This window comes from Brakhagea baltica, from assembly GCF_052161605.1.
Taxonomy (GTDB): domain Bacteria; phylum Planctomycetota; class Planctomycetia; order Pirellulales; family Pirellulaceae; genus JBKCUI01.
Genome location: NZ_CP197409.1, coordinates 3,058,104 through 3,078,498, shown reverse-complemented (window position 1 = coordinate 3,078,498; position 20,395 = coordinate 3,058,104). Strand labels below are relative to the sequence as shown.

Sequence of the window (20,395 nt, the reverse complement as noted above, 5' to 3'; positions counted from 1 at the left end):
TCACCGGTTCCAGTGTCATGCACGGCACGAAAGTGTGCCAAAGTGAGCTGGCATTATCAGCGATAGTATTCATTCGAAGGACTATTTCGCCACAGGGAAAGCAATAAAGCCTGTTTCGACGTGCGAGCGTCGAGGGTGTACACTGGAGTGCGGTTCGCTACCTACGTAGCGGTGGTTTTCTCGACCATACATATCAGGTTATCAATGACGGCCTCCACTGCAGAAATCGAACAAATCGTTAGTTGGCTTTCCGAGGTCCGTTTTTGCCATGGCTTGGAACGGGATCAGATTGCCACGCTCGCTCAAGAATTCACGGTAAGGCCGTTCGCAGCCGGCGATACCATCGCCTCTCCGGGCGACCCTGTCACCGAGTTTTGGATTGTCGTCGAAGGAGAGTTGGATTCTTTTCTAACCGATCCGCGCGGACGAGAAAATCTCTTAGGAATGGTCCACCAAGGGGAAACCATTGGTGAAATCTACATTCTCGAAAGAAATCCTAACCGTCCCGCTCGAATAACGGCTCGAACCAACGGGAAGCTTCTTGTCGCGCCCGCCGAAGCATTGATTCGTTGGATTAAGATGTATCCTTTGCTGATGCAGAACTTGTTTTTTACCCTTAGCGCGCGGTTCAAATCTGTTGCCGGTGCAGCGTCGCGAAATGTACCTTCACCTCGTCTAGGTATCGTTGCATCATCCAAGCGAGGGTATGAGCTGGCAGGAAAGATTGCAGCGAAGTTGCATCAATTAGGAGAAAGACTCGAAGCGTGGTCGAACCAGCCTGACTGCTTGACCAAGACGGGTTGTTGGCCAGAAGCACTTCCGTTTCGGGACATCGACGCAGGGACCTCTCCTTTGTTACAGCCTTCACCCCCACTACTCGATCGGCGAATCGTAGTTTGCTTGGCAGCAGAGCATGACAAAATGGATTTCAAACCGCTATTCGGATGCGACGAAATACTTTGGTTGCTTGAACCTAACGATGCGCCGAATCTGATGCAAGCGATGGCTCCTCTAAAATTTTTTCATGGAGATGCATCCGATCGCGTGCGCATCGTCTGGTTGTTGGATCCCAATTCGCCCGTAGCTCCCTTGCTAAGTGGAGTGACCTTTAAAAAATCCGATGTGAAGGTCGTTGTTGATTCCTCGAGTGGGTCGCCTGCTCGTCAAGAGATTCAAGGAATAGATCGGTTGGTAAGAGTTCTTCGGGGTATTTCGATCGGTATCGCCCTGGCCGGTGGTGGGGCGAAAGGGATGGCTCACTTTGGGGTCTTGGAGACGCTTGAGGAAGCCGGTTTATCCTTTGACGTGATGTCAGGTACAAGCGCGGGTGCGATGGCAGGCATTCTCTATGCATCAGGCATGTCTCCCCAAGATGCCGTTCGAAATTTTCAGCACGATCTAACACCTTCTAAATTATTCCGATGCCTTCCGAATTGGCCGAACCTATATTTGGTCTCGCAATATCGTCGCCATGCTTGGGATGGGATGCTACGGAAATATCTCTACGATTGGCAGCTTGAGCAGTTATCGATTCCGTTTCACGCCATCACCGTAGATTTAGTGCAAGCGCGAACGGTGGTGCGTCGAGAAGGTGACGCGGTAAGAGCGATTCTAGAGAGTATCAATCTTCCTGTCGTTTCGCCACCTATCATGCGAGATGGGATGGCGTTGGTTGACGGCGGCGTACTCAACAATTTACCTGCCGATGTCCTGGCAGAAAACGGTGCCGATTTCGTGGTCGGTGTCGACGTATCTAGCCATGTCCGCCCCGAATTTGCTGGCAACCGGCCTGACATGCCCACTACCAAAATGAGAAAGGCAGGTTCGATTGACACGATATTTCGTATCTTTGAGTCGCAAGCACATAACATCGGAAAGATGCGCAACCGAGCTGTCGACTTTTGGATCAAGCCAGACACATCCAAATATGGACTAGCTGAGTTTCACCGCACAAAGGAAATAGCAACTGCAGGTGCGACTGCAGCAGATGAAATCATTCCTGAACTCAAGCAGCGGCTGCATGAGTTGGAAAAGCAGCTACTGACGCAACCAAGCTTACGATCGTCGTGAGCTGATTCGTTTTTCTGACCGTACATCACGCCATCGCCGGATGCCATGAGCCATAGATAAGTCAATTGAACTCCTTCCATCCTAGGGAGCTCCAACGCCTGGAATATTGACCTCAACCACATGGAAGCTTGCGCTCGGATTGCGATGAATCTCCGCTGGATCATGAGAAGCGGATGTGCAAATAAACAAATGCTTTCGCTCTGGGCCACCCAGCATTACCGCATAAGCGTGCGTATCGACCTTGATCCTATCTGTAACGACACCCCCTTCGCAGACTCGCACCACACTGTCTTGGCCTTCTGGATTAGCACACCAGATGCCTCCCTCGGCATCGAGACAAATACCATCCGGTCCAATGGATGAAGGCAATTGCGCCCACACTCGTCGATTACTAAGCGATCCGTCCTCATTGATGTCAAATGCGGAGAGGCGATTGCCGATCGTTTCACCAACAATTAAGGTTCGCTCATCGGGCGTAATCACAATCCCGTTGGGAAAGCAAAGGTCTTTGGCGACGACGGTTGCTTTGCCATCCGTCCCAACCAGTACTAGGACACACGTTGCCACCGGCTTGGCCGCTGGGTCTACGAAGTTGTATCCGATATCCCCGACGTACAAACGACCTCGAGAGTCTACAATACCATCGCTTAGACAAAACACAGTCATATCGCTGATGTCAGCTAGCAGGTCTAGCGATCCATCTTCGACACGGTAAATCTTTCGTTCGAATGCGTCGCCGACCACGATAACGCCTTCGGGTGTCAGGCCGAAACCGTTTGGAATGAAGGGCAAATCGACGGCGGTTTCTACGGCACCCGATAGGTCGACCGTCTTGATACGCTTATCGTGGATATCGATAAACCACATTTTGTTGTTGTACCATCGTGGACTTTCAGTGAACTTGAGTCCTGCGGTCGAATCGGTAAGTAATCTAACTTTGTTCGTCATTTGGGATTAAATTCTTTTAGGAGGAGGCACGATTTACAAAAGCAACCATTAGGTCTGTGATGGCGCGTGTCACATGTCCTTTACCGGTCAGATCATTGCAGAAGAGCACTTCTCCCGGATGGAATCTTCGAGCCTCGCCATCACTGGTCGCGACCTCGCCCTCTCCTGATAGAATGATGGCAATGTAAGGCTGAGGAGCGTTGTGAGCAGGGACATCAGTTCCGGCAGGGACCGAGAATACGAACATCGTTGCCACAGCTCCAAAGTCGCTCATCAGTCCCGTCGGATTCGGGGGCGGTCCAAAGGGTACCTCACGCTCGGCTACATCCTCGACGCCGAAATGTGTCTCGCCGTTGTCATCTGCGTGGATCATTTGAAATTTCATGGAATGCTTCTTTATTTGATAATTTAATGAATCTGAAAATCGGTCAGGATGACTTAACAGATCTTCCTGAGGAAACTAAATAAAAGAGTTTGTATCGGATGATCCCAACTCGTTGTACTACGTGCTCAGAATTCTGGTTCGATACCTTTGGCTTTTGCGACTTGATAGATCGCATCAAATGTCGCTGAGGAATCCCAGGGTGCATCGAGTGGTTCGTTTCGGAATTCGCGGTAAGCCCGTTCGACGTTCATGTAAAGTCTTGCGGGTGCCGCCCACTCACTATAGGGACCAAACTCAATTTTTTTGGCGGCATCGAGCGCAGTTAGTCCTGCATCAAAGCATATCTTCGATTCGTCGCGTACATATTGCAAGTAAGCTTTCATTTCCATCGGGCCTTCGATCCCACATAACGGACCATGCCCAGGAACGATTGTTTCAGGATCAAGCTCTATAAGCAAATCCAGGCATTGGAACCATTTTTCATAGGAACCTGTCCAACCCATTGGAGTGCATTGACGGAAGAGAACATCGCCTGCGAATACCACTCGTTCCTCTGGCATGTGAATAATCGTATCGCCCACTTGGTGACATGGTCCCACATAGATCAAGTGGACTTCTTTGCCGTCGAGGTTGAGCTCATAGCGTGTGTCGAACAAGGTCGTCGGAAGAACCAGTTCAATGCCGTCAAAGTTGTAGTCCTCTAACAGTTGCTCTCCAGCTGCCTCAAGCCCAGGATGTAAATTCTTGAGCAAAAGTCGCGTCAAGAGTCGGCCTACACCATGCAGCAGTTTTTGACTTTCCTTTGGTTCGGCAACTTGCTTCATGCGTTCGGGCACAGAACGGTGAGCAATAATTTCGGCACCTTCGAACAACTGGTTGCCCCAGACATGGTCCGCGTCTTCGTGGGTATTGATGACACGATCAGGCATGGCTGGCCATACCTGGCTGAACATGTCGATCATTCGTCTGGCATGGGCCAAGTCGGATTGAGTATCAATCACGACTCCTCCACCGCAATTGATGAGTCCAGAGTTGGCATCGCAAACGCGATTCTTCTCGTTGATCACCGCGTAGCATGAATTGCTAACTTGATGCATCTTCATGATTGTTTCCCCCTATCATGGTTAAGGCTCTCGGTTTGCAAAGGGTCCCGCGTCAGATACAATCAAGCCTGTTCGCTTAACATACTCATCCCATAGCTTTATAAGGGCCTGTCGTTTTTCGGGATGGCTTGCTGACAGATCATTCAACTCTGCTGGGTCTTCTTTAAGATGAAATAATTGCCAATCACCAGTCCCGCCAGCCGCTGGCAACAGATACAGCAGCTTCCAATCGCCTTGTCGAATCGCTCGGTTTCCAAAAAGCTCCCATCCAAGCCAATCATTTTCGGTGCGCGTTCGCTTGTCGATTCCGGAGAGTAAAGGCCACATGGATTTGCCTTGAATGGAAGCGATGTCATCTCCCGCTGATTCAGACACGGTCGGGTTGCCTGCTGATTCCAAGAATGTCGGCATGACATCCATGACATGTAGTACCGCGTCATTGACCGTGCCATTATGCTTAACTCCAGGTCCTGCGACGACGAGAGGTACGCGAATCCCTCCCTCGGCTACAACCCCCTTGAAGAGGCGGAATGGCACGCTGCTCACCTGTGCCCAGGGCGGACCATATTCGATGGCTGATTTAGGATTGCCCCAGTTTTCAGGTCGATTATCGAAAGTGTTTTCGAACCAAGTTTTCGCCGCAGGAGCCAATTTTGTCACAAGGTCAGCCAAGTCTTCGCCAGCCGAACCATTGTCGGAGATGAAGACGATCAGCGTGTTGTCGTACTGGCCTGACCTCTTTAAGTGATCGATCAACCGACCTATTTGATCGTCCATGTATTCAATCATTGCGGCATAGATCTCCATCTTACGACTTGCAAGGCGTCGCTGCTCGTCGGTCAGCGATTCCCAGGCCGGAATGTTGGGCAACCTAGGAAAGGTCACGGCATCGGCGTTTACGATCCCCAGCTTTTTTTGGCGTTCCAATCGCTCGTCTCGAATGACATCGTATCCGTGGTCGTATTTTCCCTGGTAACGCTTACTCCAGTCCTCGGGGATCGCGAACGGTCCGTGCGGAGCTTGATAAGCGAGATAGGCAAAAAAAGGTTTCTTGTCCTGCTCATTCTCATCAATGCTCTCGATGATGAAATCGGTGAGATTCTTAGAGGAATAGTAGTCGGGCGGCAGTTCTTTCAAGAGCTGACCGTTGCGCGTGTAAGCCACCTTCGGCTCGGAAGGTAGCAATCCCAGCATGTCGGACCAGTGACTCCCAGCACCTTGCAGAAGAGTGAAATCCCTCCCGAATCCTCGGGCTGCTGGCCACTGATCTGGCTTATCGCCCAAATGCCATTTACCAGCCATATAGGTGTGGTAGCCAGCGTCCTTTAACCGGGAGGCCACCGTGGTGACTCGGGAGTTCAGGTGCCCTTCGTAACCAGGCTTTCCTCGCTGCGACGGACCAGTCCACTCGGCCATGTTACCGATCCCCGCAATGTGGTTATCGGTGCCGCTTAGCAGCATAGACCGCGTTGGGGAACAGCTCGGGGCCACATAAAAATTGGTCGCTCGCAACCCACGAGCAGCGAGAGCGTCTATATTGGGAGTGTGGATCTCCCCGCCAAAGCATCCCAGATCTGAATAACCCATGTCGTCGGTGACGATCAAGAGAATATTGGGTTGGCTCTTTGGGCTGTCGACAGCCTGCAATTTTGGGACGTGGAAAGAAAGAAAGGTCGCAATGACAACACAGCAACCAATTAGCCGATGGATAAACACGACAGAACACCCTGCTTACATCTTTAAGACTGACATACCACTTTGTGCATATAGTCTCCCTCTACGTACCTTCCGTCTATCGAAATTCCGCAAACTGTGAAAACCGCGACCTCCTCTCCCCCAGCAGATGTTTTCCCCACATTGCCGTCCGTTACCGTTACCGAGCTAAACGATCCGACGTTGGTGGGCGGATCCATCGAGATTCTCAAGCAAGACGTATTGAAGTTGAGCTCCGAGAGATTTCGCGCGAAACGTATCGTCGTGAGGCTAGGCCATTGCCAAGTTGTCTATCACTCAACGAATGTTGCCGTTCGGGCTCGGACCAGCCTGCAACCAGGTTTCATCGGTTACACCCTATTCTCCCCGACATCAGCGGGGACGATAAATGGAACGCCGATTCATCCGGAACAGATCTTGGCAATTACATCTGGTATCGAAGCGGAGTTGGTGGTTGCCGCAGGCTATGAAAGCATTGCCCTATTGCTGCCCCCCGAACTTCTTCTCGATTACGCATCGCGTTGGCAACATGATGAGGTATTTCTTGTTCCACAGAATATTGAACTGCTAACACCCTCGCCATCGGGCCGAGATGAATTGTTTAAGTGTGGACAACGACTCATAGGCGTGGCAAGTCAGCAACCTGAGGTCTTCGACGTTCCCGAAGTACAGTTTGCGGCTCAAACAGAACTGATTGAAAAACTTTTGTCTGCGTTGAGATATTCGAAGCACGTTGAGCCATCGCTGCAAGATCTCAAGCAGCAGGGATACAGCAAAATCGTGACAACGGCCCAAGATTACGCTAACGTCCACATCGGGGAACGAATTCACGTAGCGGACCTTTGCGTGGCTGCTGGTGTAAGCGAACGAACCCTGCAATATGCTTTCAAGGGGGTGTTGGGTATGTCACCCATGTCCTATTTGACCATAATGCGATTGCATCGTGTCAGGAAATCTCTCCAATCGGAATCGCAAGCCTCTACAACGGTAACAAAAGAAGCGCTGCGTTGGGGTTTCTGGCATTTCGGCGACTTCTCAAGGGCATATAAAGAGTGTTTTGGCGAACATCCATCGGACACGTTACGCGGACAGACTGATGCTGGCTAGCACTTTGTGCCGATTGATCGCGAGATCGAAACCAAGTAGGCCGCAAGGAGGCTTTGCGCAGCTGCGGCCTACGAGACTCAAGCTTCGCTTGCTCGGGGCTCGTTAGGGCGAGCCGCTCCGGGAACGATAGAATTCTCGAGGTTCGCTGGCATTCCGGCGCCGGCGGTACCCGATACCTGGGTGCCTGGTACCACTCGCGGGCCGGGAAGCGTTGCATCGATGATGCGTTTAAGCTCTTCCGATTCGATGACCTCGACCTCGATCAATTTGTTGGCCAACGCCTCGAGCGCAGCTCGTCGTTCGGTGAGGATCGTGCGCGCCCGCTGAATAGACTCATCGATCAATCGCTTGACCTCTTGATCGATCTCGCGAGCGGTTTGCTCTGAGTACTCGCGGCCAAAAGACTCCGAACCGCCCGATGCGAGAAAGGGGGAGCGATTGCCTTCGCGGAAATTGATCCGACCCATGCGACTCATGCCATACTCCATGACCATCCCGCGGGCAATCTGAGTTGCTCGCTCTAAATCGTTTTGTGCCCCCGTGCTAATGTCGCGGAAGACGATTTCCTCCGTGATGGTCCCGGCGACGAGCACTTGCATACGGGATTCCAGCTCGGATTGCGTAACCAAGTACCGATCCCCCTCGGGCCGCTGCATGGTGTAGCCTAGCGCAGCGATACCGCGAGGAATGATCGAAACTTTGTGGACGGGATCTGTATTGGGAAGCGAGTAGGCGACCAACGCATGGCCCGCTTCGTGGTATGCTACTCGGCGTTTCTCTTCTTCGCTCATGATCCGCTTTTTCTTTTCCAGACCAGCGGTCACGCGTTCGACTCCGTCATTGAACTCGTCTTGCCCAACCGTATCTTTCCCCTTGCGAGCTGCCAGAAGTGCGGCTTCGTTTACCAAATTGGCGAGATCGGCACCGACGAAGCCCGGAGTGATTGCGGCCACTTGTTGCAGTTCGACATCGGAAGCCAGCTTGACCGCTTTGACGTGGACTTTGAGGATATCCTCGCGGCCCTGTTTGTCAGGTCGGTCGACCAGCACATTGCGGTCAAAACGGCCTGCACGAAGAAGAGCGGGATCAAGTGTCTCGGGTCGGTTCGTTGCAGCCATGACGATCACGCCCGCGTTCGCATCAAAGCCATCCATCTCGACCAGGAGCGCGTTGAGGGTTTGTTCCCGTTCGTCGTGGGAGCCGGGTACGTTACCTGCACGGCTCTTTCCGAGCGCGTCGAGCTCGTCGATGAAGATGATGGAGGGAGCTTTCGAGGTCGCTTGCTGGAACATGTCGCGGACGCGTGCCGCTCCCACCCCAACGAACATTTCGACAAAGTCCGATCCGGAGAGCGAGAAGAACGGCACACCTGCTTCACCAGCGATCGCTTTGGCCAGCAGCGTCTTGCCCGTTCCCGGTGGTCCGACGAGCAAGACCCCGCGAGGAATACGACCACCGAGTCTTTGGTACTTCTCAGGGTGCTTCAAAAAGTCGACGATTTCGCGAACTTCCTCGACTGCTTCGTCGATGCCAGCCACGTCGTCAAAGGTGATACCGACATCTTCTTGGGCGTAGAGTCGGCCTCGCGAGCGACCAAACTGCATAGGGGAATTCACTCCACCCATACGGCGCATCATGAACATGATCAGGGCAAAAACCACTAATAGGGGCAACACGAAGAACATGAACGACTGAGCCAGCATGCTCGGTCCTTCAGCGTTGCTCCAAGGAATATTGGCCCGGTCTAGCTTTTCGCGTAGTTGTTTGTTGGTGAACTCGGAGCCGTCCTTGATCGACTTAAACGAGACTTCTTTGAATTTGGTGGGGGTGCCGGACCCGATTCTCGCCATCTCGACCTTGCCGGTGATGGCTTTCTCGTCGACTTGCAAGTCCTTTAGATTGCGTATTTCGTATGTGTAGAGATCATCCCGAAACTGGAACGAGCCCGAAAAACCTTCCACCAACTCACGAGACCCTCGGTTGGTGTACTTGGTATTCTCCACCAGCTGCAGCAGATCGGGGTAGCTAATCGCTCGAGTTAGCGAATTGGAGACGAGGGCGACCACTCCCAGCACGAGCAGAATGGCCAGCACCGAGTACATAAACCATGGTGTGGGCGGATTGCCGCTAGAGTTCGGGGAGGGGGATTTCTTTTCTGGTTGATCTTTTGGCATTCGCTTTATGCTATCAATAGCGGCTACAAAGTTTGGGAAACGGTGTAATTATGCGCCCTCTGTAGCGAGGGGGCAGGCTTTGGCGTTGAGGATTTCGGTAGTTCTTCCTAGAATTTAGGAGTTAAATTCCATGGCAGAAACGTTTTGCGACGATTGGAACGAGTCTAGCGACTTTGCCGTAGCGTGTAGACAGTGCGTACTTAACTAAACACTTCCCGGGGTAGACTCCCACTACTGGAGCCGAGTTCATTGAGCCAGATTCGCCATGTTGCAGTATTAGGCTCCACGGGAAGCATTGGGCGGGCGTCGATCGATGTTTTGCAGCGATTGCGTGCCACTCACCAGGTCACCGCGATTTCCTGCCATTCGCAACTAGATTTGCTCGAGAGCCAAATCGAGCAGGTCCAGCCTCGATACGCTATTGTAACCAGAGGCATGAAGGATGCGGAACGGCTGGCATGGCAGGGCACAAAGCCAGCCGCCTCCCCTCAGACCGAACGTTTGGTTGGGTCTGATGCGATCATCGATCTGGTGGGAGGAACTCAGATTGACACCGTGATCGGAGCGATCGTCGGCGTGGCTGGGCTGGAAAGTGCTTTAGAGGCGGTGCGAACCGGCAAGCGATTGGCCTTGGCAAATAAAGAATCGCTCGTTGTGGCGGGTTCGCTGATTATGCCTTTGGCGGAGCGGACGGGCGCTGAGGTGCTGCCTGTCGACAGCGAACACAGCGCGATTTTTCAGTGCTTGCAGTCCCCCGAGGGAACCCGCGACCTGCAAAGAATCATTTTGACCGGCAGTGGTGGCCCCCTTCGCGACTGGCCGCTCGAGAAGCTTTCAGAAGCGACGGTCGAGGACGCTCTCTCCCATCCGACTTGGAAGATGGGTAGGAAGATCACGGTTGATTCGGCAACTATGATGAATAAAGCACTCGAGGTGATCGAGGCCAAGTGGCTGTTCGGTTTGCGTGCTGATCAAATCCAGGTCGTCATCCATCCGCAATCCATCATACATTCCATGGTTGAGTATCGAGACGCATCCGTGATCGCACAAATGAGCCCGCCCGACATGCGTCTTCCCATCCAGTATGCCCTGACCTACCCAGCCCGCGAAGCCGCCTCGTCCCCGGCAATCGATTGGGGAGCCCCCTTGGAACTGACTTGGAAACCGGTTGATCTGGAACGCTATCCCTGCCTAGCTTTGGGCTTTGAGGTGGCAGAAAAAGGTGGAACTTGCGGTGCGGTACTCAACGCTGCGAACGAAGCTTGCGTAGAGCTATTTCTGGAACGCAAAATACGTTTGACCGATATTGCAAAGATTTGTCGAATCGTTCTGAATGAACATCATTACTCCCCCTCTCCCGATTTGGCCGAGTTGCTCAAACTCGATCGCTGGAGTCGCGAAGAGGTTCATCGTTGGAATAAAACTGCATGACTAATTTAGATCTTCTATCTTCTACCCTGTCTGCCTGGGAGCTGCTCAGCGCTCCGTTGTTCGCGTCCGAACCATCTTGGTTACAAGGCAAGCTGACGTTCGCTTACAACATTATGCTAGTTGCCCTGGGATTGGGCTTCGTGATATTTGTTCACGAGCTCGGGCATTTTCTGGCTGCCAAGCTGTTCGGGGTTCAATGCGACAAGTTTTACGTCGGCTTTGATCCACCGATTAAGATTGGACCGATTCGATTGCCTTCGAAGCTGTTCCATTTTAAATGGGGGGAAACCGAGTACGGCATCGGGATCATTCCGCTGGGTGGATACGTTAAGATGCTCGGTCAAGACGACGACCCCCGGAATTCGCAATCAGAATTGGAACGCAGCCAAACGGGTGACGAAGCAGCCGAGGAAGACAAACCGGCTGGAGATCAGAAGCCAGTTCACAATCCACGTTCGTTTCTTGCCAAGAGCGTGGGAGCGAGGATGGTGATCATCAGTGCCGGGGTGATCATGAATATCATCTTCGGAATCCTGATGGCTGCGGTCGCGTTCTACATAGGTGTACCCTACAACCCGTCTGTGGTGGGGCGCGTCCCTCCTGGCGATCCGGCTTGGATGGCAGGTTTGCAACCTGGCGACCAGATCCAGCAGATCAACGATCGGATCGACCCTGAGTTGTCCTTTCGCGAGATGCAACAGCGGGTGCTGTTCGCCGGTTTGAGCGACCCAAACAAGCTGGTTCGAGTAGGATTCCAACGGGACGGAGCCATGCAGAAAGTCGAGTTTGTCGGCTCGATGGCTCACTCGGATCCTGCCAAGAAGATTCGCTTCCTGACTTTGGGATTGCGAAGTGCCGAGACCACTCAGGTTAGGCCATTGTATGCGATTTCCAAAAACCTCTCGGAGGACCCAGCATATGAGAATCTTCTGACCGACCTCAAGCCCGGGGATGTTATTGTCGGCATCAACGGAGAGAAGCTCGAGATTAGTCCCTACTCTGAGTTCCCGATGGGATACGAGCTGTTCAATTATCTCGAGCCCAAACTCAAAGAGACGGTGACTCTCGATGTGATGCGGCTGGACAACCCGACCAGCGACACCGACAAAAGTCGCTCGCTCGTTAGCGTTTCGAGCAAGCCTGTACCGATGAAGACTCTAGGCTTTTATGTTAAGCCTGGACCGGTTGTGGCTGTGGGAAAGGATTCGCTGGCCGAGAAGGCAGGCATTGAAGCAGGTTTCGAAATCATCGCTTGGGAGGGAAATCCCATTCGCGATGCTTTCGCTTTAGTGTTTGATATCGCGGCCAAGGCTGGAGAAGAGACCAGCATCACCCTCAAACGTGCCGATGGGACCACGACCGAATTCTCCTGGATGGTACCTACCAAATTCCAGATTCCACTCTCTGAGCTTACGTTTGGTCCAGTTGGAATGGAGTTGCCCGGCAGCGGGTTGGTCTACTCCATCAGCAACGTCGTCTCCGGTGTAGCCAGTGGTTCAAAGGCCGCTGCATCTGGACTGAAAGAAGGGGACGTTATCATTCAAACGCAAGTTCTACCAACTTCGGATGAAGACAAGGCCTTTTACTCCAAAGTTCTCAAGGATGCCAAGTCGCTTCAACAAGCGATGAAGATCGATAGCACACGCAACATGCATTACGTTCTGGCTCTCATGCAGATGATGAGAACGGGTATGCCGGTTGAGGTTTTCTTTGAACGAGATGGGAAGGTAAATCCGACTAAGGTAGCCGTTCACATGGACGAAACCATCAGTTGGCCCGATCGTGGGTATGAACTCGCACCGTTGAGCAGCAACTACAAAGTGGATTCGCCAAAGGATGCTCTTATGCTCGGGGTGTCTGAAATCGTAAGACGTGGCGGCAACGTGTTGGAGTTTCTCGGGCTGTTGGTGCGAGGCAAGCTGCCACTGTCGGCTTTGGGAGGTCCCGGTGCGATTGCTGTGGAAGCCAACGATGCTGCTTCACGAGGCATTTCGCCGCTGTTGATGTTTTTGACGATGCTCAGTGCGAACTTGGCGATTATCAATTTCCTCCCCATTCCGGCATTGGATGGCGGGCACATGGTCTTTTTGACCTATGAAGCCATCATGGGCAAACCCGCAGACGAGGAGTTCGAAGCCCGCATGAGATTGCTCGGCGTGCTCATGCTTCTCGGCTTGATGGGACTCGTCATATTCAACGACGTCGTCAACATTTCAGCCTGGGTGCGCGGCTAACCCCCCACTGTCCTGAAAAGCAGCATTTGCCATAACAAATCGTGAGTCCAAATCTATGAAATTAAGCACTATCGCGAGCACTTTTTTATTTGGGTTGATCGGAGCCTCGTTAGCCCCTTGGGGTGCCTCCTATGCCTGGGGGCAAGTGGCCATCGACTCATTTCCTAAGATCGATGAGACGAAAGACTGGCCTTGGTGGCGAGGCGTCACCAGGGACGGACATGCGCTTGGCACCACCAATGCACCTGTCAAGCTGGTCGAAAGTCAGAACCTCGATTGGTCCGCTTCGATTCCTGGGCGTGGGCATGGTTCGCCCATTGTTGTCGGAGACCGAGTGTATTTACAGACCGCCGATGAAGGATCGCAGACCCATTTCGCGTTGGCCTACGACAGAGCGACTGGAAAGCAGGTTTGGAAAACGCAACTGAATCAAGGCGGCTTTCCTAGCAAGAACCATCCAAAGAACACCGAAGCTTCGATGACCATGGCCAGCGACGGCGAGCGGCTTTACTTGACCTTGTTTCATCATGAAGCAGTTTGGGCTATCGCATTATCTTTTGAGGGGGAGCGGGTTTGGGAAGAGCGAATCGATCGATACAACCCAAAGATGTATGAGTACGGTTATGCCCCCTCTCCCATTATTTACGGTGACGATCTGATCATAGCTTATGAGTATGACGGCCCCTCTGCAATCGTCTCCATGAACCGATCCAACGGAAAACGGAGTTGGACCGCCAAGCGAATGGAATCGATTTCCTTCTCATCTCCGGTTGTTACCTCTTTCAAGGGCAAGGACTATTTGCTCATTAGCGGTCAAGACAGCGTCTCTGCGTACAACCCTAAGAATGGTGAGCTCATTTGGTCGACTAAGGGAACGGCTATGGCGACCTGCGGCACAGCAGTTTGGGATGATGGCGTTGTGTTCGCGAGTGGGGGGTACCCATCCTCGGAAACAATGGGCATCGAGATGGAAACTGGCAAGGTGCTTTGGCGAAATCGACAAAAGGCTTATGAGCAGTCGATGGTGGCTGCGGATGGTTACCTGTATTCGCTGACCGATAGCGGTCGGTTGTATTGCTGGGATGCGAAGACGGGTGAGGAAAAGTGGGTTCAACGATTGGCGGGCCCCGTGAGTGCATCGGGAGTTTTGGTGGGAGATCGCATCTACTGGCCCAATGAAGCGGGAGATCTCTGGGTCTTCAAAGCGGATCCAAAGCAATACACGGAAATCGCCAAGAGCAAAGTCGGAGATGAAGCCTTTGCTAGTCCGGTCATTGTCGATGGTCAGGTTTTCTTGAGGGTTGCCAAGCTGAGCGGCAGACAGCGTCAAGAGTATCTCATGCGATTCTCGGGCGAGTAAGCTCGTATGGTGCAGGTAGAAGCAGGCTGTAGGGAACTTCTTTTTTGACAAGCATACCGAAGGTTAGTCGACTAACGGAGTTCTCACTCATGATGGTGTTAGGAGCGATCTGGGGAGGATCGTTTCTGTTCATGAGAATGGCATCCAAAGAGTTCGGCCCTATCGCACTCATTCAATTTCGCGTTTTCGTTGCTAGTTTGTTTTTATCGAGTGTTGTGCTCGTTCAAGGTCGTGGGCGAGAGTTGCTAAGTCACCCCGTTCGCATGTCGATAGTGGGCTTATCTGGATCGGCTGTTCCCTTTACCCTTTTTGCCTTTGGGACCTTGACCCTTTCGGCTGGTTTAGCATCGGTGCTGAATGCGACCTCTCCTTTTTTCGGAGCATTGATTGCCGTCTTTTACTTTCGGGAACCGTTGTCGAGAGCCAAGTGGCTCGGGCTGATGGTAGCGTTTAGCGGCGTGTGTCTGTTGGTCTCGGATAAACTGCAGATTCAAGGTGGCGTGTTAGCCGTGGTCGCGTGTCTCATAGCGGCTTTGTGTTACGGCATCTCGGCACATTACAGCAAGAAAAAGCTCGGCGATCTGTCACCGCTCGTGGTGGCGGCGGGTAGTCAAATCGCATCAACCCTATGGATGCTACCTTTGTCCATTTGGTTCCTGCCCACAGAGACGCCTTCTTGGCAAAGCTGGATCGCCGCAGCGACTCTGGGGGTAGTCTGTACGGGAGTTGCACTCGTGATTTATTTTTATTTGATTCGAGCGATTGAAGCGACCAGGGCCATGACCATTGCTTATCTCATTCCCTTGTTCGGAATTCTTTGGGGTGCGATTTTTCTCCACGAAACGCTTACTTACCCAGCCATGGCTGGCGGAGGATTCGTGTTGCTGGGACTTTATTGGTTCAATCGGCGATAGTATGCGTTTTGGATTCCAGAAACCAGTCACTCTGATTATCTTTAGGATGACAGCGGTTTTTCTAAAGCACGAACCAATGCGTCTGCCAACCGGTTATACTTGTGGGCAAGCCTTACACACCTCATTTTCCAACTGATTACAATGTCTGACGTCAACATGACCGATGGGTCCGAAATTTTAGATGAAAGTAAGCCCTTCTCAGTTCTCGCCGTTGTATCGCTTTTTTTAGCGTTGGTCGGTTTGTTGTCCATGCTTTTTTTAGCGATGATCCCAGTCGCATTGGTTGCCAGTGCACTAGGGGTGGTGGCATTTTTGCTCGGCAAACGGAATGATTACAACTTGTTTTCGACCATCGCGGCTCTTCTGGCAGTGGTTCTTGGAATTACCTCCGTAACGACAGGGCTATTGGCCCGCAACTTCAGCACCAAAGCAGACTTAGTGGAAGCTCGAAAGATCTCCGAGGCGTATCTGGATCTGATTCATGCCCAAGACTTCGACCGGCTTTCCTTAATGAATGGCATGCCGTCTCCACCGGAAGAGTTTGAAAGACAACAACCGTCCGAACAAGAAAAGTTTGCCTTTCGCAAGAAAAACTTGAGCACAAATCCTCTATACAAAGAGATCGCGGCTCTCCCGGAAGCACCGAAATGGGCCTTTGCTAAGTTGGAATCAGAGCAGCCAACCTCCTACTTCTGCGATTACAAGCTCATTTATCGCGATGAGAATCGAGCCAAATCTCCTCTGTACAAGATAACCGTACGCAGAAACCAACCAAAAGGTGGCCCTTACGTTAATCCAGACAATCGAGGCCGGGAACTCACCGAAGAAGACTTTAAAGTGCGATGGACCGTTGAGTTCCTAGAAATAACGAGATAGGCATGCCTAAGTCTCTGATTAGCCTCGGAGCAAATCTCGGAAATGTTCGGGAAACGATGCTGGCGGCCAAACGAATGCTGCTGGAAAAGTTTCCAATTCAAAGCCGATTTATCTTCAGCCACCTTTACCGAACCCCACCAGTTGGCGGCCCCGCAGGGCAATCTGACTTTCTTAACGCAGTTGTTCAGGTAGAACACCCCTGCAACGTTTGGGAAGTATGGGATATCGTGAAATCGGTTGAACAAGAGCTTGGGCGACAGAGGCAACATCGGTGGGAATCACGCAGGATCGATGTCGATGTTCTGCTGCACGATGATGAGTGCATCTGGACTCCACACTTCAAGGTCCCCCATCCACGGATGTGCATGCGATCCTTTATCCTCAAGCCCGCTCTGGAGATCGTGCCCCAAATCATCGATCCGGTCTCAGGAATGACGATTGACGAGCTGAATCAGCATATTCGGAACGAGAGCTATGTTCAAGTTGTAACTCCGGAGGCTTCTTTAACAAATCGTCTTCAAACTGCTATCGATCATCAGACGACACGCCAGACATTCCTCTGGAGAACGATTGCCCTGCATGAAATAAACCAGCTGTTGCACCCAACCCCCGAAAATGCACCTAGGCTAACGATCGTAGCGGTATCCACTCCCGATCCAGAAACGATTCAGTGGGAAGACTACTCACGCGGCTGGGCTTGCAAGCTAGGCATGGATAATCCAAGCCTGCCGGAGGGGATACTACCCATCGGTCCGCGATACCTTCTACCTGCCAATGATATTGCATGGGCTATTCACGAGATTACCGCAGCAGTCGATGCGATGGACTGTTTCGTCGAAATCGCGCACCCCTTTGAATAGTTACTCTTCGGGGGCGATGATCTTCTCCGGCTTGAGTCGTGGCTTGCTGAGCATAACCCAAACCGTAGCGATCATCACCACCAGCATCCCCAGTGCAGTTAGCAAGCTGGGTACCTCGCGTTCCAGCATCCACTTAAAAAGAGCGGCCACCACAACTTGCGAAAGCCCAACAATGCTGACGTTAGTAGGAGTTCCGGTTGAAAAGGCTTTTGTCAAACAAAGCTGCCCACCGGTGGCTGCGATACCAACTCCAATCAATCTAGCAATGGACCATTCATCGGCGGATACTAGATCTGCCGGAAACGGTATCGATAGCCACACAAGTAGACTTCCGATAGTCGCGACAGCAGAAAAATGTGTCACGATGGCTCGGGCATCAATCTCTTTTAGCTTGTGCAAATTCGTGAGCGCAACCGCGCTCATGATGCTCGCTAAGATGGCTGCGGGTATCGCGTACCGGGGATTGGAAAAGGTAGAGACGATATCCTTTTCATCATAGCTACCGTAGTAGATTAGACCCATACCCACGCAGCTCACTATCAAGGCTACCCATGACTTTCTCGAGGGAACCGTTCCGAGAATCGGCCACGAAAGAATGGCGACCCAAATAGGATAGCTGTTCGTTAACGCTAAAACGATTTCAACGTCGTAATGTGTCATGGCATAAAAGCAAAACATCATGCTTATCCAACCCGATAAAGAGCGGATCCATAATGTCATAGGCTTAAAAAAAACGAGCTTCGTTCCCGCTCCGAAGGCTAGCGTGAATGCCAAACAAGTTGCCACACCGGAGCGAATAGCCGATATCCAAGGAAAGGAGTATTGCTCCTTGAGCGATTCGGTAAGCAGTGCCATCATGGCAAAAAAGATCGATCCAACCAGCATCCAGATATATGGTCTCACGGAACACCAGCCCAGAGCTGCTTGCGAAGTGTCCCTTTGATTACTAACAAAATCATGACTAACACAAATCAATCCATGCTATCGGCTAAGTTAATGCGTTGAAATTTCAGCGGTCCTTTTGTGTGGGCAACCAGAAGATCCTCCATTTTACACCAGCTGTCAATTCTCAACAAAGCTGTTACGGACCTTGCTTCGGTCGTAGAAATCGTCCAACTCGTACCGAATTGAGATCGTAGTTGCGTGCTTGGGTAAAAGTCAGATCTCGGTCTGAATCTCGCTTCCCGCAGCTAGCCTTGCAACCCGCCCATGTCCCCAAGCAACTCTTGGTCGACAATGGCTCGATCAGTTCCTCATTCGCAACCTGGATTTATCCTCGCTCCAAAAGCTTAATCAGCAGTTTACCACTTGGGTCGAAAAGGATAACACCTTTGCCAACAGGGTGGACTCTGCTTGGTCGTGGGTAGGCCTAGTACGGGCAAAACGATCATCAAAGAATCCCTCAATCAGGTCTCAGATAAAGAGCATCAGGTGGCAATGGTGGTCCGCGAGTTTATCCATCGCGAACAGGATCGCCGACACGCAGATTACTCCTGATTGCTTGGCCACCAAAGAACAGTGCTCGGTGTATCTGTCGGAATATGTCCAAGGGACCGCGATTAGCGATACCAGGATGGTAGAAGACGACGAAGAGCGAAGAGCAATGCTGTAACAAGGCTTTGCGCAGTTACAGCATTCACTCTCCCTTCGAGGGAGAGTCGAGCGTAGCTCGGAGAGGGTGGAAGGCACAGCAATGCATATAAAGGCCCGACGAGTCAGCGTTTCCTAAAGCCCCCTCCCCTCGTGATCGTCCCTCCACTCTGGTCCTCCCAAAGTCTTTGGGAGGGTGATTAAGAAGGCAACTCACGCTGGAGGACTGGTGGTTCACGAGTCAAGAACACGCCTCCATCCCGACCTTGTGTCGGTGGAGCGATGACTAGCAGGCTAGCAACGCATACCCCCATTTTATCCCCCCCCTTCCCTTCCGTCTCGCCGCAGGCGAGACGGAAGGGAAGGGGGGGGAGAGTGCGTCGTTGCTAGCTTGTTAGTCGTGCTTCCACTGAGTGAACTCAGTGGAGAGCAAATGACCGAATTCGGTGCAACAAAGTGCTCGAAAACGGTATCTCATAGCTTGCTTGAGCATCGATCGGAACAATAGGGAATCCAAAACACCTTTGGAAATCCTATAAGGAAAAGATTGGCCTTCTTTCAAACTTCCCACTTCACCCTTCAACCTTCTTCCGCCCGTCCGCAATTGGCGGAGACCTTACTGACTAAATCTATCTCTTATTCTGTGAACATCTACAATTTTCAGTTCCATCTTCGAACTCGTCGACCGGACGCGGCCACTCTTCAACTGGAATTGGATGAAAATCAGGAAACGACTTTGGATCTTCACCAGCGGGTTCGTCATCGTTATTCGTTGCGCTTTCGCCGGAATAGTCGCTCCTGAAAAGCGGCGCTGACTCCAAAAATTCATCCCCCCCACTCGCTTCCTTCATACCCGATCGGATCTCGCCCCAGAAACCTCCCTGCGAGCGGGCTCAACCATCGGGCACGGAAATGATGGAGACCTAAGGTCGCGTCCCATTCTCTACCGGTATAGGTGTATCGATTGCCAACCGCAGAACTCGTAAGCACAGTTCCAGCAGCGTTTAGAATCGTAGGTTGACCATACGCTGTGTACGCGTAGCGCTCCGCGACTGCGGCGGTCGACGTGGTCATAGCGGTGATGGAGTACTTTTGGTTGCGATGGTAATAATGGATCGTGCCACCGGTTCCTGCTGCCTTGCGCACTACGGGTTCGCCGATGTAGCTGGCGAATGTAGTAGGTGGTAAGGTGTAAGCATTAAGGTGTAAGCATTAAGGTGTAAGGCAAAAGAGCCAAACAAGTTTGTCGCATCTGTGGTGATGTTTTGGCCACCGGCGGTAAGGAGTTCGTGGGTGGGACCGTGGGTGCGGTTTTGTGCCGTGCCGTTGGTGGTGATGCTGTTCCCGTCGCCGACTGCAGTTAGACTCCAAGCTTGGGTGAAGGTTCCGCTGGCGCGAGAGTAGCCTGTGAGACGATCTTCGTCGTCGTAGCTCATGCCTGCTGAAGTGAACCCGTAACCGTCGTAGGTTCTGGTGCTGATGGTGGAACCGTCCAGTTTCAGGAGGTGCAAGGCTCCGGTGTCGTGGTAGGTTCGCTCGGAGATGGAGCTGTCGGGACAGGTGAGGCTGGCGACTTCGGATGCAGTTCTCGAAACAATTGAGACAATTGCTCCACATCGTTGAGTTTGCC

General features: G+C 52.1%; 16 protein-coding genes. 8 read left to right on the top strand and 8 right to left on the bottom strand.

The window, feature by feature from the left end; genetic code table 11:
• Window positions 1-204: 204 nt before the first annotated feature.
• Window positions 205-2,070 (top strand): patatin-like phospholipase family protein, encoded by a 1,866-nt coding sequence (locus SH449x_RS11385; protein ID WP_482381458.1) that lies wholly within the window; start codon window positions 205-207, stop codon window positions 2,068-2,070.
• 81 nt (window positions 2,071-2,151) lie between these two features.
• On the opposite strand, the gene SH449x_RS11380 is transcribed toward SH449x_RS11385, so the two are convergent.
• From SH449x_RS11380 to SH449x_RS11365, 4 genes are all read right to left on the bottom strand, one after another.
• On the bottom strand, window positions 2,152-3,018 hold the full coding sequence (locus tag SH449x_RS11380) for an SMP-30/gluconolactonase/LRE family protein (protein WP_482381457.1): 867 nt from the start codon (window positions 3,016-3,018) through the stop codon (window positions 2,152-2,154).
• 16 nt (window positions 3,019-3,034) lie between these two features.
• Window positions 3,035-3,403, bottom strand: a complete 369-nt coding sequence (locus tag SH449x_RS11375) for a cupin domain-containing protein (protein WP_482381456.1) — start codon at window positions 3,401-3,403, stop codon at window positions 3,035-3,037.
• A 125-nt stretch (window positions 3,404-3,528) separates the two neighbouring features.
• Window positions 3,529-4,506, bottom strand: a complete 978-nt coding sequence (locus SH449x_RS11370) for an MBL fold metallo-hydrolase (RefSeq protein WP_482381455.1) — start codon at window positions 4,504-4,506, stop codon at window positions 3,529-3,531.
• 21 nt (window positions 4,507-4,527) lie between these two features.
• A complete protein-coding gene (locus SH449x_RS11365; RefSeq protein WP_482381454.1) occupies window positions 4,528-6,222 on the bottom strand; it encodes an arylsulfatase in 1,695 nt (564 codons plus the stop codon).
• Window positions 6,223-6,318: 96 nt separating this feature from the next.
• On the opposite strand from SH449x_RS11365, the gene SH449x_RS11360 reads away from it, so the two are divergent.
• Entirely contained in the window at window positions 6,319-7,326 is a 1,008-nt protein-coding gene (locus SH449x_RS11360) for a helix-turn-helix domain-containing protein (RefSeq protein WP_482381453.1), read from the top strand.
• Between the two features lie 77 nt (window positions 7,327-7,403).
• Here the strand turns inward: SH449x_RS11360 and ftsH are convergent, their stop codons facing one another.
• Window positions 7,404-9,500 carry an ATP-dependent zinc metalloprotease FtsH gene (gene ftsH / locus SH449x_RS11355; protein ID WP_482381452.1) on the bottom strand — a complete coding sequence of 699 codons (2,097 nt, stop codon included), beginning with the start codon at window positions 9,498-9,500 and terminating at the stop codon, window positions 7,404-7,406.
• 249 nt (window positions 9,501-9,749) lie between these two features.
• Here ftsH and dxr point away from each other — a divergent pair, with 249 nt between their 5' ends.
• From dxr to folK, 6 genes are all read left to right on the top strand, one after another.
• Window positions 9,750-10,931: a 1-deoxy-D-xylulose-5-phosphate reductoisomerase gene (gene dxr, locus SH449x_RS11350; protein ID WP_482381451.1), complete on the top strand. Its 1,182-nt coding sequence runs from the start codon at window positions 9,750-9,752 to the stop codon at window positions 10,929-10,931.
• Window positions 10,928-13,165 carry a site-2 protease family protein gene (locus tag SH449x_RS11345; RefSeq protein WP_482381450.1) on the top strand — a complete coding sequence of 746 codons (2,238 nt, stop codon included), beginning with the start codon at window positions 10,928-10,930 and terminating at the stop codon, window positions 13,163-13,165. Before dxr ends, SH449x_RS11345 begins: the two co-directional genes overlap by 4 nt.
• A 55-nt stretch (window positions 13,166-13,220) precedes the next feature.
• The gene (locus tag SH449x_RS11340; protein WP_482381449.1) at window positions 13,221-14,525 is read left to right on the top strand and encodes an outer membrane protein assembly factor BamB family protein; all 1,305 of its coding nucleotides are present in this window, start codon (window positions 13,221-13,223) and stop codon (window positions 14,523-14,525) included.
• A gap of 44 nt (window positions 14,526-14,569) precedes the next feature.
• Window positions 14,570-15,439 carry a DMT family transporter gene (locus SH449x_RS11335; protein ID WP_482381448.1) on the top strand — a complete coding sequence of 290 codons (870 nt, stop codon included), beginning with the start codon at window positions 14,570-14,572 and terminating at the stop codon, window positions 15,437-15,439.
• Between the two features lie 141 nt (window positions 15,440-15,580).
• Window positions 15,581-16,315 carry a hypothetical protein gene (locus tag SH449x_RS11330; protein ID WP_482381447.1) on the top strand — a complete coding sequence of 245 codons (735 nt, stop codon included), beginning with the start codon at window positions 15,581-15,583 and terminating at the stop codon, window positions 16,313-16,315.
• A 2-nt stretch (window positions 16,316-16,317) separates the two neighbouring features.
• The gene (folK, locus tag SH449x_RS11325; protein ID WP_482381446.1) at window positions 16,318-17,175 is read left to right on the top strand and encodes a 2-amino-4-hydroxy-6-hydroxymethyldihydropteridine diphosphokinase; all 858 of its coding nucleotides are present in this window, start codon (window positions 16,318-16,320) and stop codon (window positions 17,173-17,175) included.
• Here folK and SH449x_RS11320 read toward each other — a convergent pair whose 3' ends face one another.
• The 3 genes from SH449x_RS11320 to SH449x_RS11310 all read right to left on the bottom strand — a co-directional run bounded on the left by SH449x_RS11320 (window position 17,176) and on the right by SH449x_RS11310 (window position 20,276).
• Window positions 17,176-18,078 carry a DMT family transporter gene (locus SH449x_RS11320; RefSeq protein ID WP_482381445.1) on the bottom strand — a complete coding sequence of 301 codons (903 nt, stop codon included), beginning with the start codon at window positions 18,076-18,078 and terminating at the stop codon, window positions 17,176-17,178.
• Window positions 18,079-19,590: 1,512 nt separating this feature from the next.
• The gene (locus tag SH449x_RS11315; RefSeq protein ID WP_482381444.1) at window positions 19,591-19,911 is read right to left on the bottom strand and encodes an RHS repeat-associated core domain-containing protein; all 321 of its coding nucleotides are present in this window, start codon (window positions 19,909-19,911) and stop codon (window positions 19,591-19,593) included.
• Window positions 19,911-20,276, bottom strand: a complete 366-nt coding sequence (locus SH449x_RS11310) for a hypothetical protein (RefSeq protein WP_482381443.1) — start codon at window positions 20,274-20,276, stop codon at window positions 19,911-19,913. Before SH449x_RS11310 ends, SH449x_RS11315 begins: the two co-directional genes overlap by 1 nt.
• Window positions 20,277-20,395: the final 119 nt, after the last annotated feature.

Excerpts from the sequence above, each read along its gene's own strand:
- SH449x_RS11375 (WP_482381456.1), bottom strand. The coding sequence starts at position 3,403 with ATGAAATTTCAAATGATCCACGCAGATGACAACGGCGAGACACATTTC.
- SH449x_RS11370 (WP_482381455.1), bottom strand. The coding sequence starts at position 4,506 with ATGAAGATGCATCAAGTTAGCAATTCATGCTACGCGGTGATCAACGAG.
- SH449x_RS11330 (WP_482381447.1), top strand. The coding sequence starts at position 15,581 with ATGTCTGACGTCAACATGACCGATGGGTCCGAAATTTTAGATGAAAGT.
- folK (WP_482381446.1), top strand. The coding sequence starts at position 16,318 with ATGCCTAAGTCTCTGATTAGCCTCGGAGCAAATCTCGGAAATGTTCGG.
- SH449x_RS11385 (WP_482381458.1), top strand. The coding sequence starts at position 205 with ATGACGGCCTCCACTGCAGAAATCGAACAAATCGTTAGTTGGCTTTCC.
- SH449x_RS11340 (WP_482381449.1), top strand. The coding sequence starts at position 13,221 with ATGAAATTAAGCACTATCGCGAGCACTTTTTTATTTGGGTTGATCGGA.
- SH449x_RS11345 (WP_482381450.1), top strand. The coding sequence starts at position 10,928 with ATGACTAATTTAGATCTTCTATCTTCTACCCTGTCTGCCTGGGAGCTG.
- ftsH (WP_482381452.1), bottom strand. The coding sequence starts at position 9,500 with ATGCCAAAAGATCAACCAGAAAAGAAATCCCCCTCCCCGAACTCTAGC.
- SH449x_RS11380 (WP_482381457.1), bottom strand. The coding sequence starts at position 3,018 with ATGACGAACAAAGTTAGATTACTTACCGATTCGACCGCAGGACTCAAG.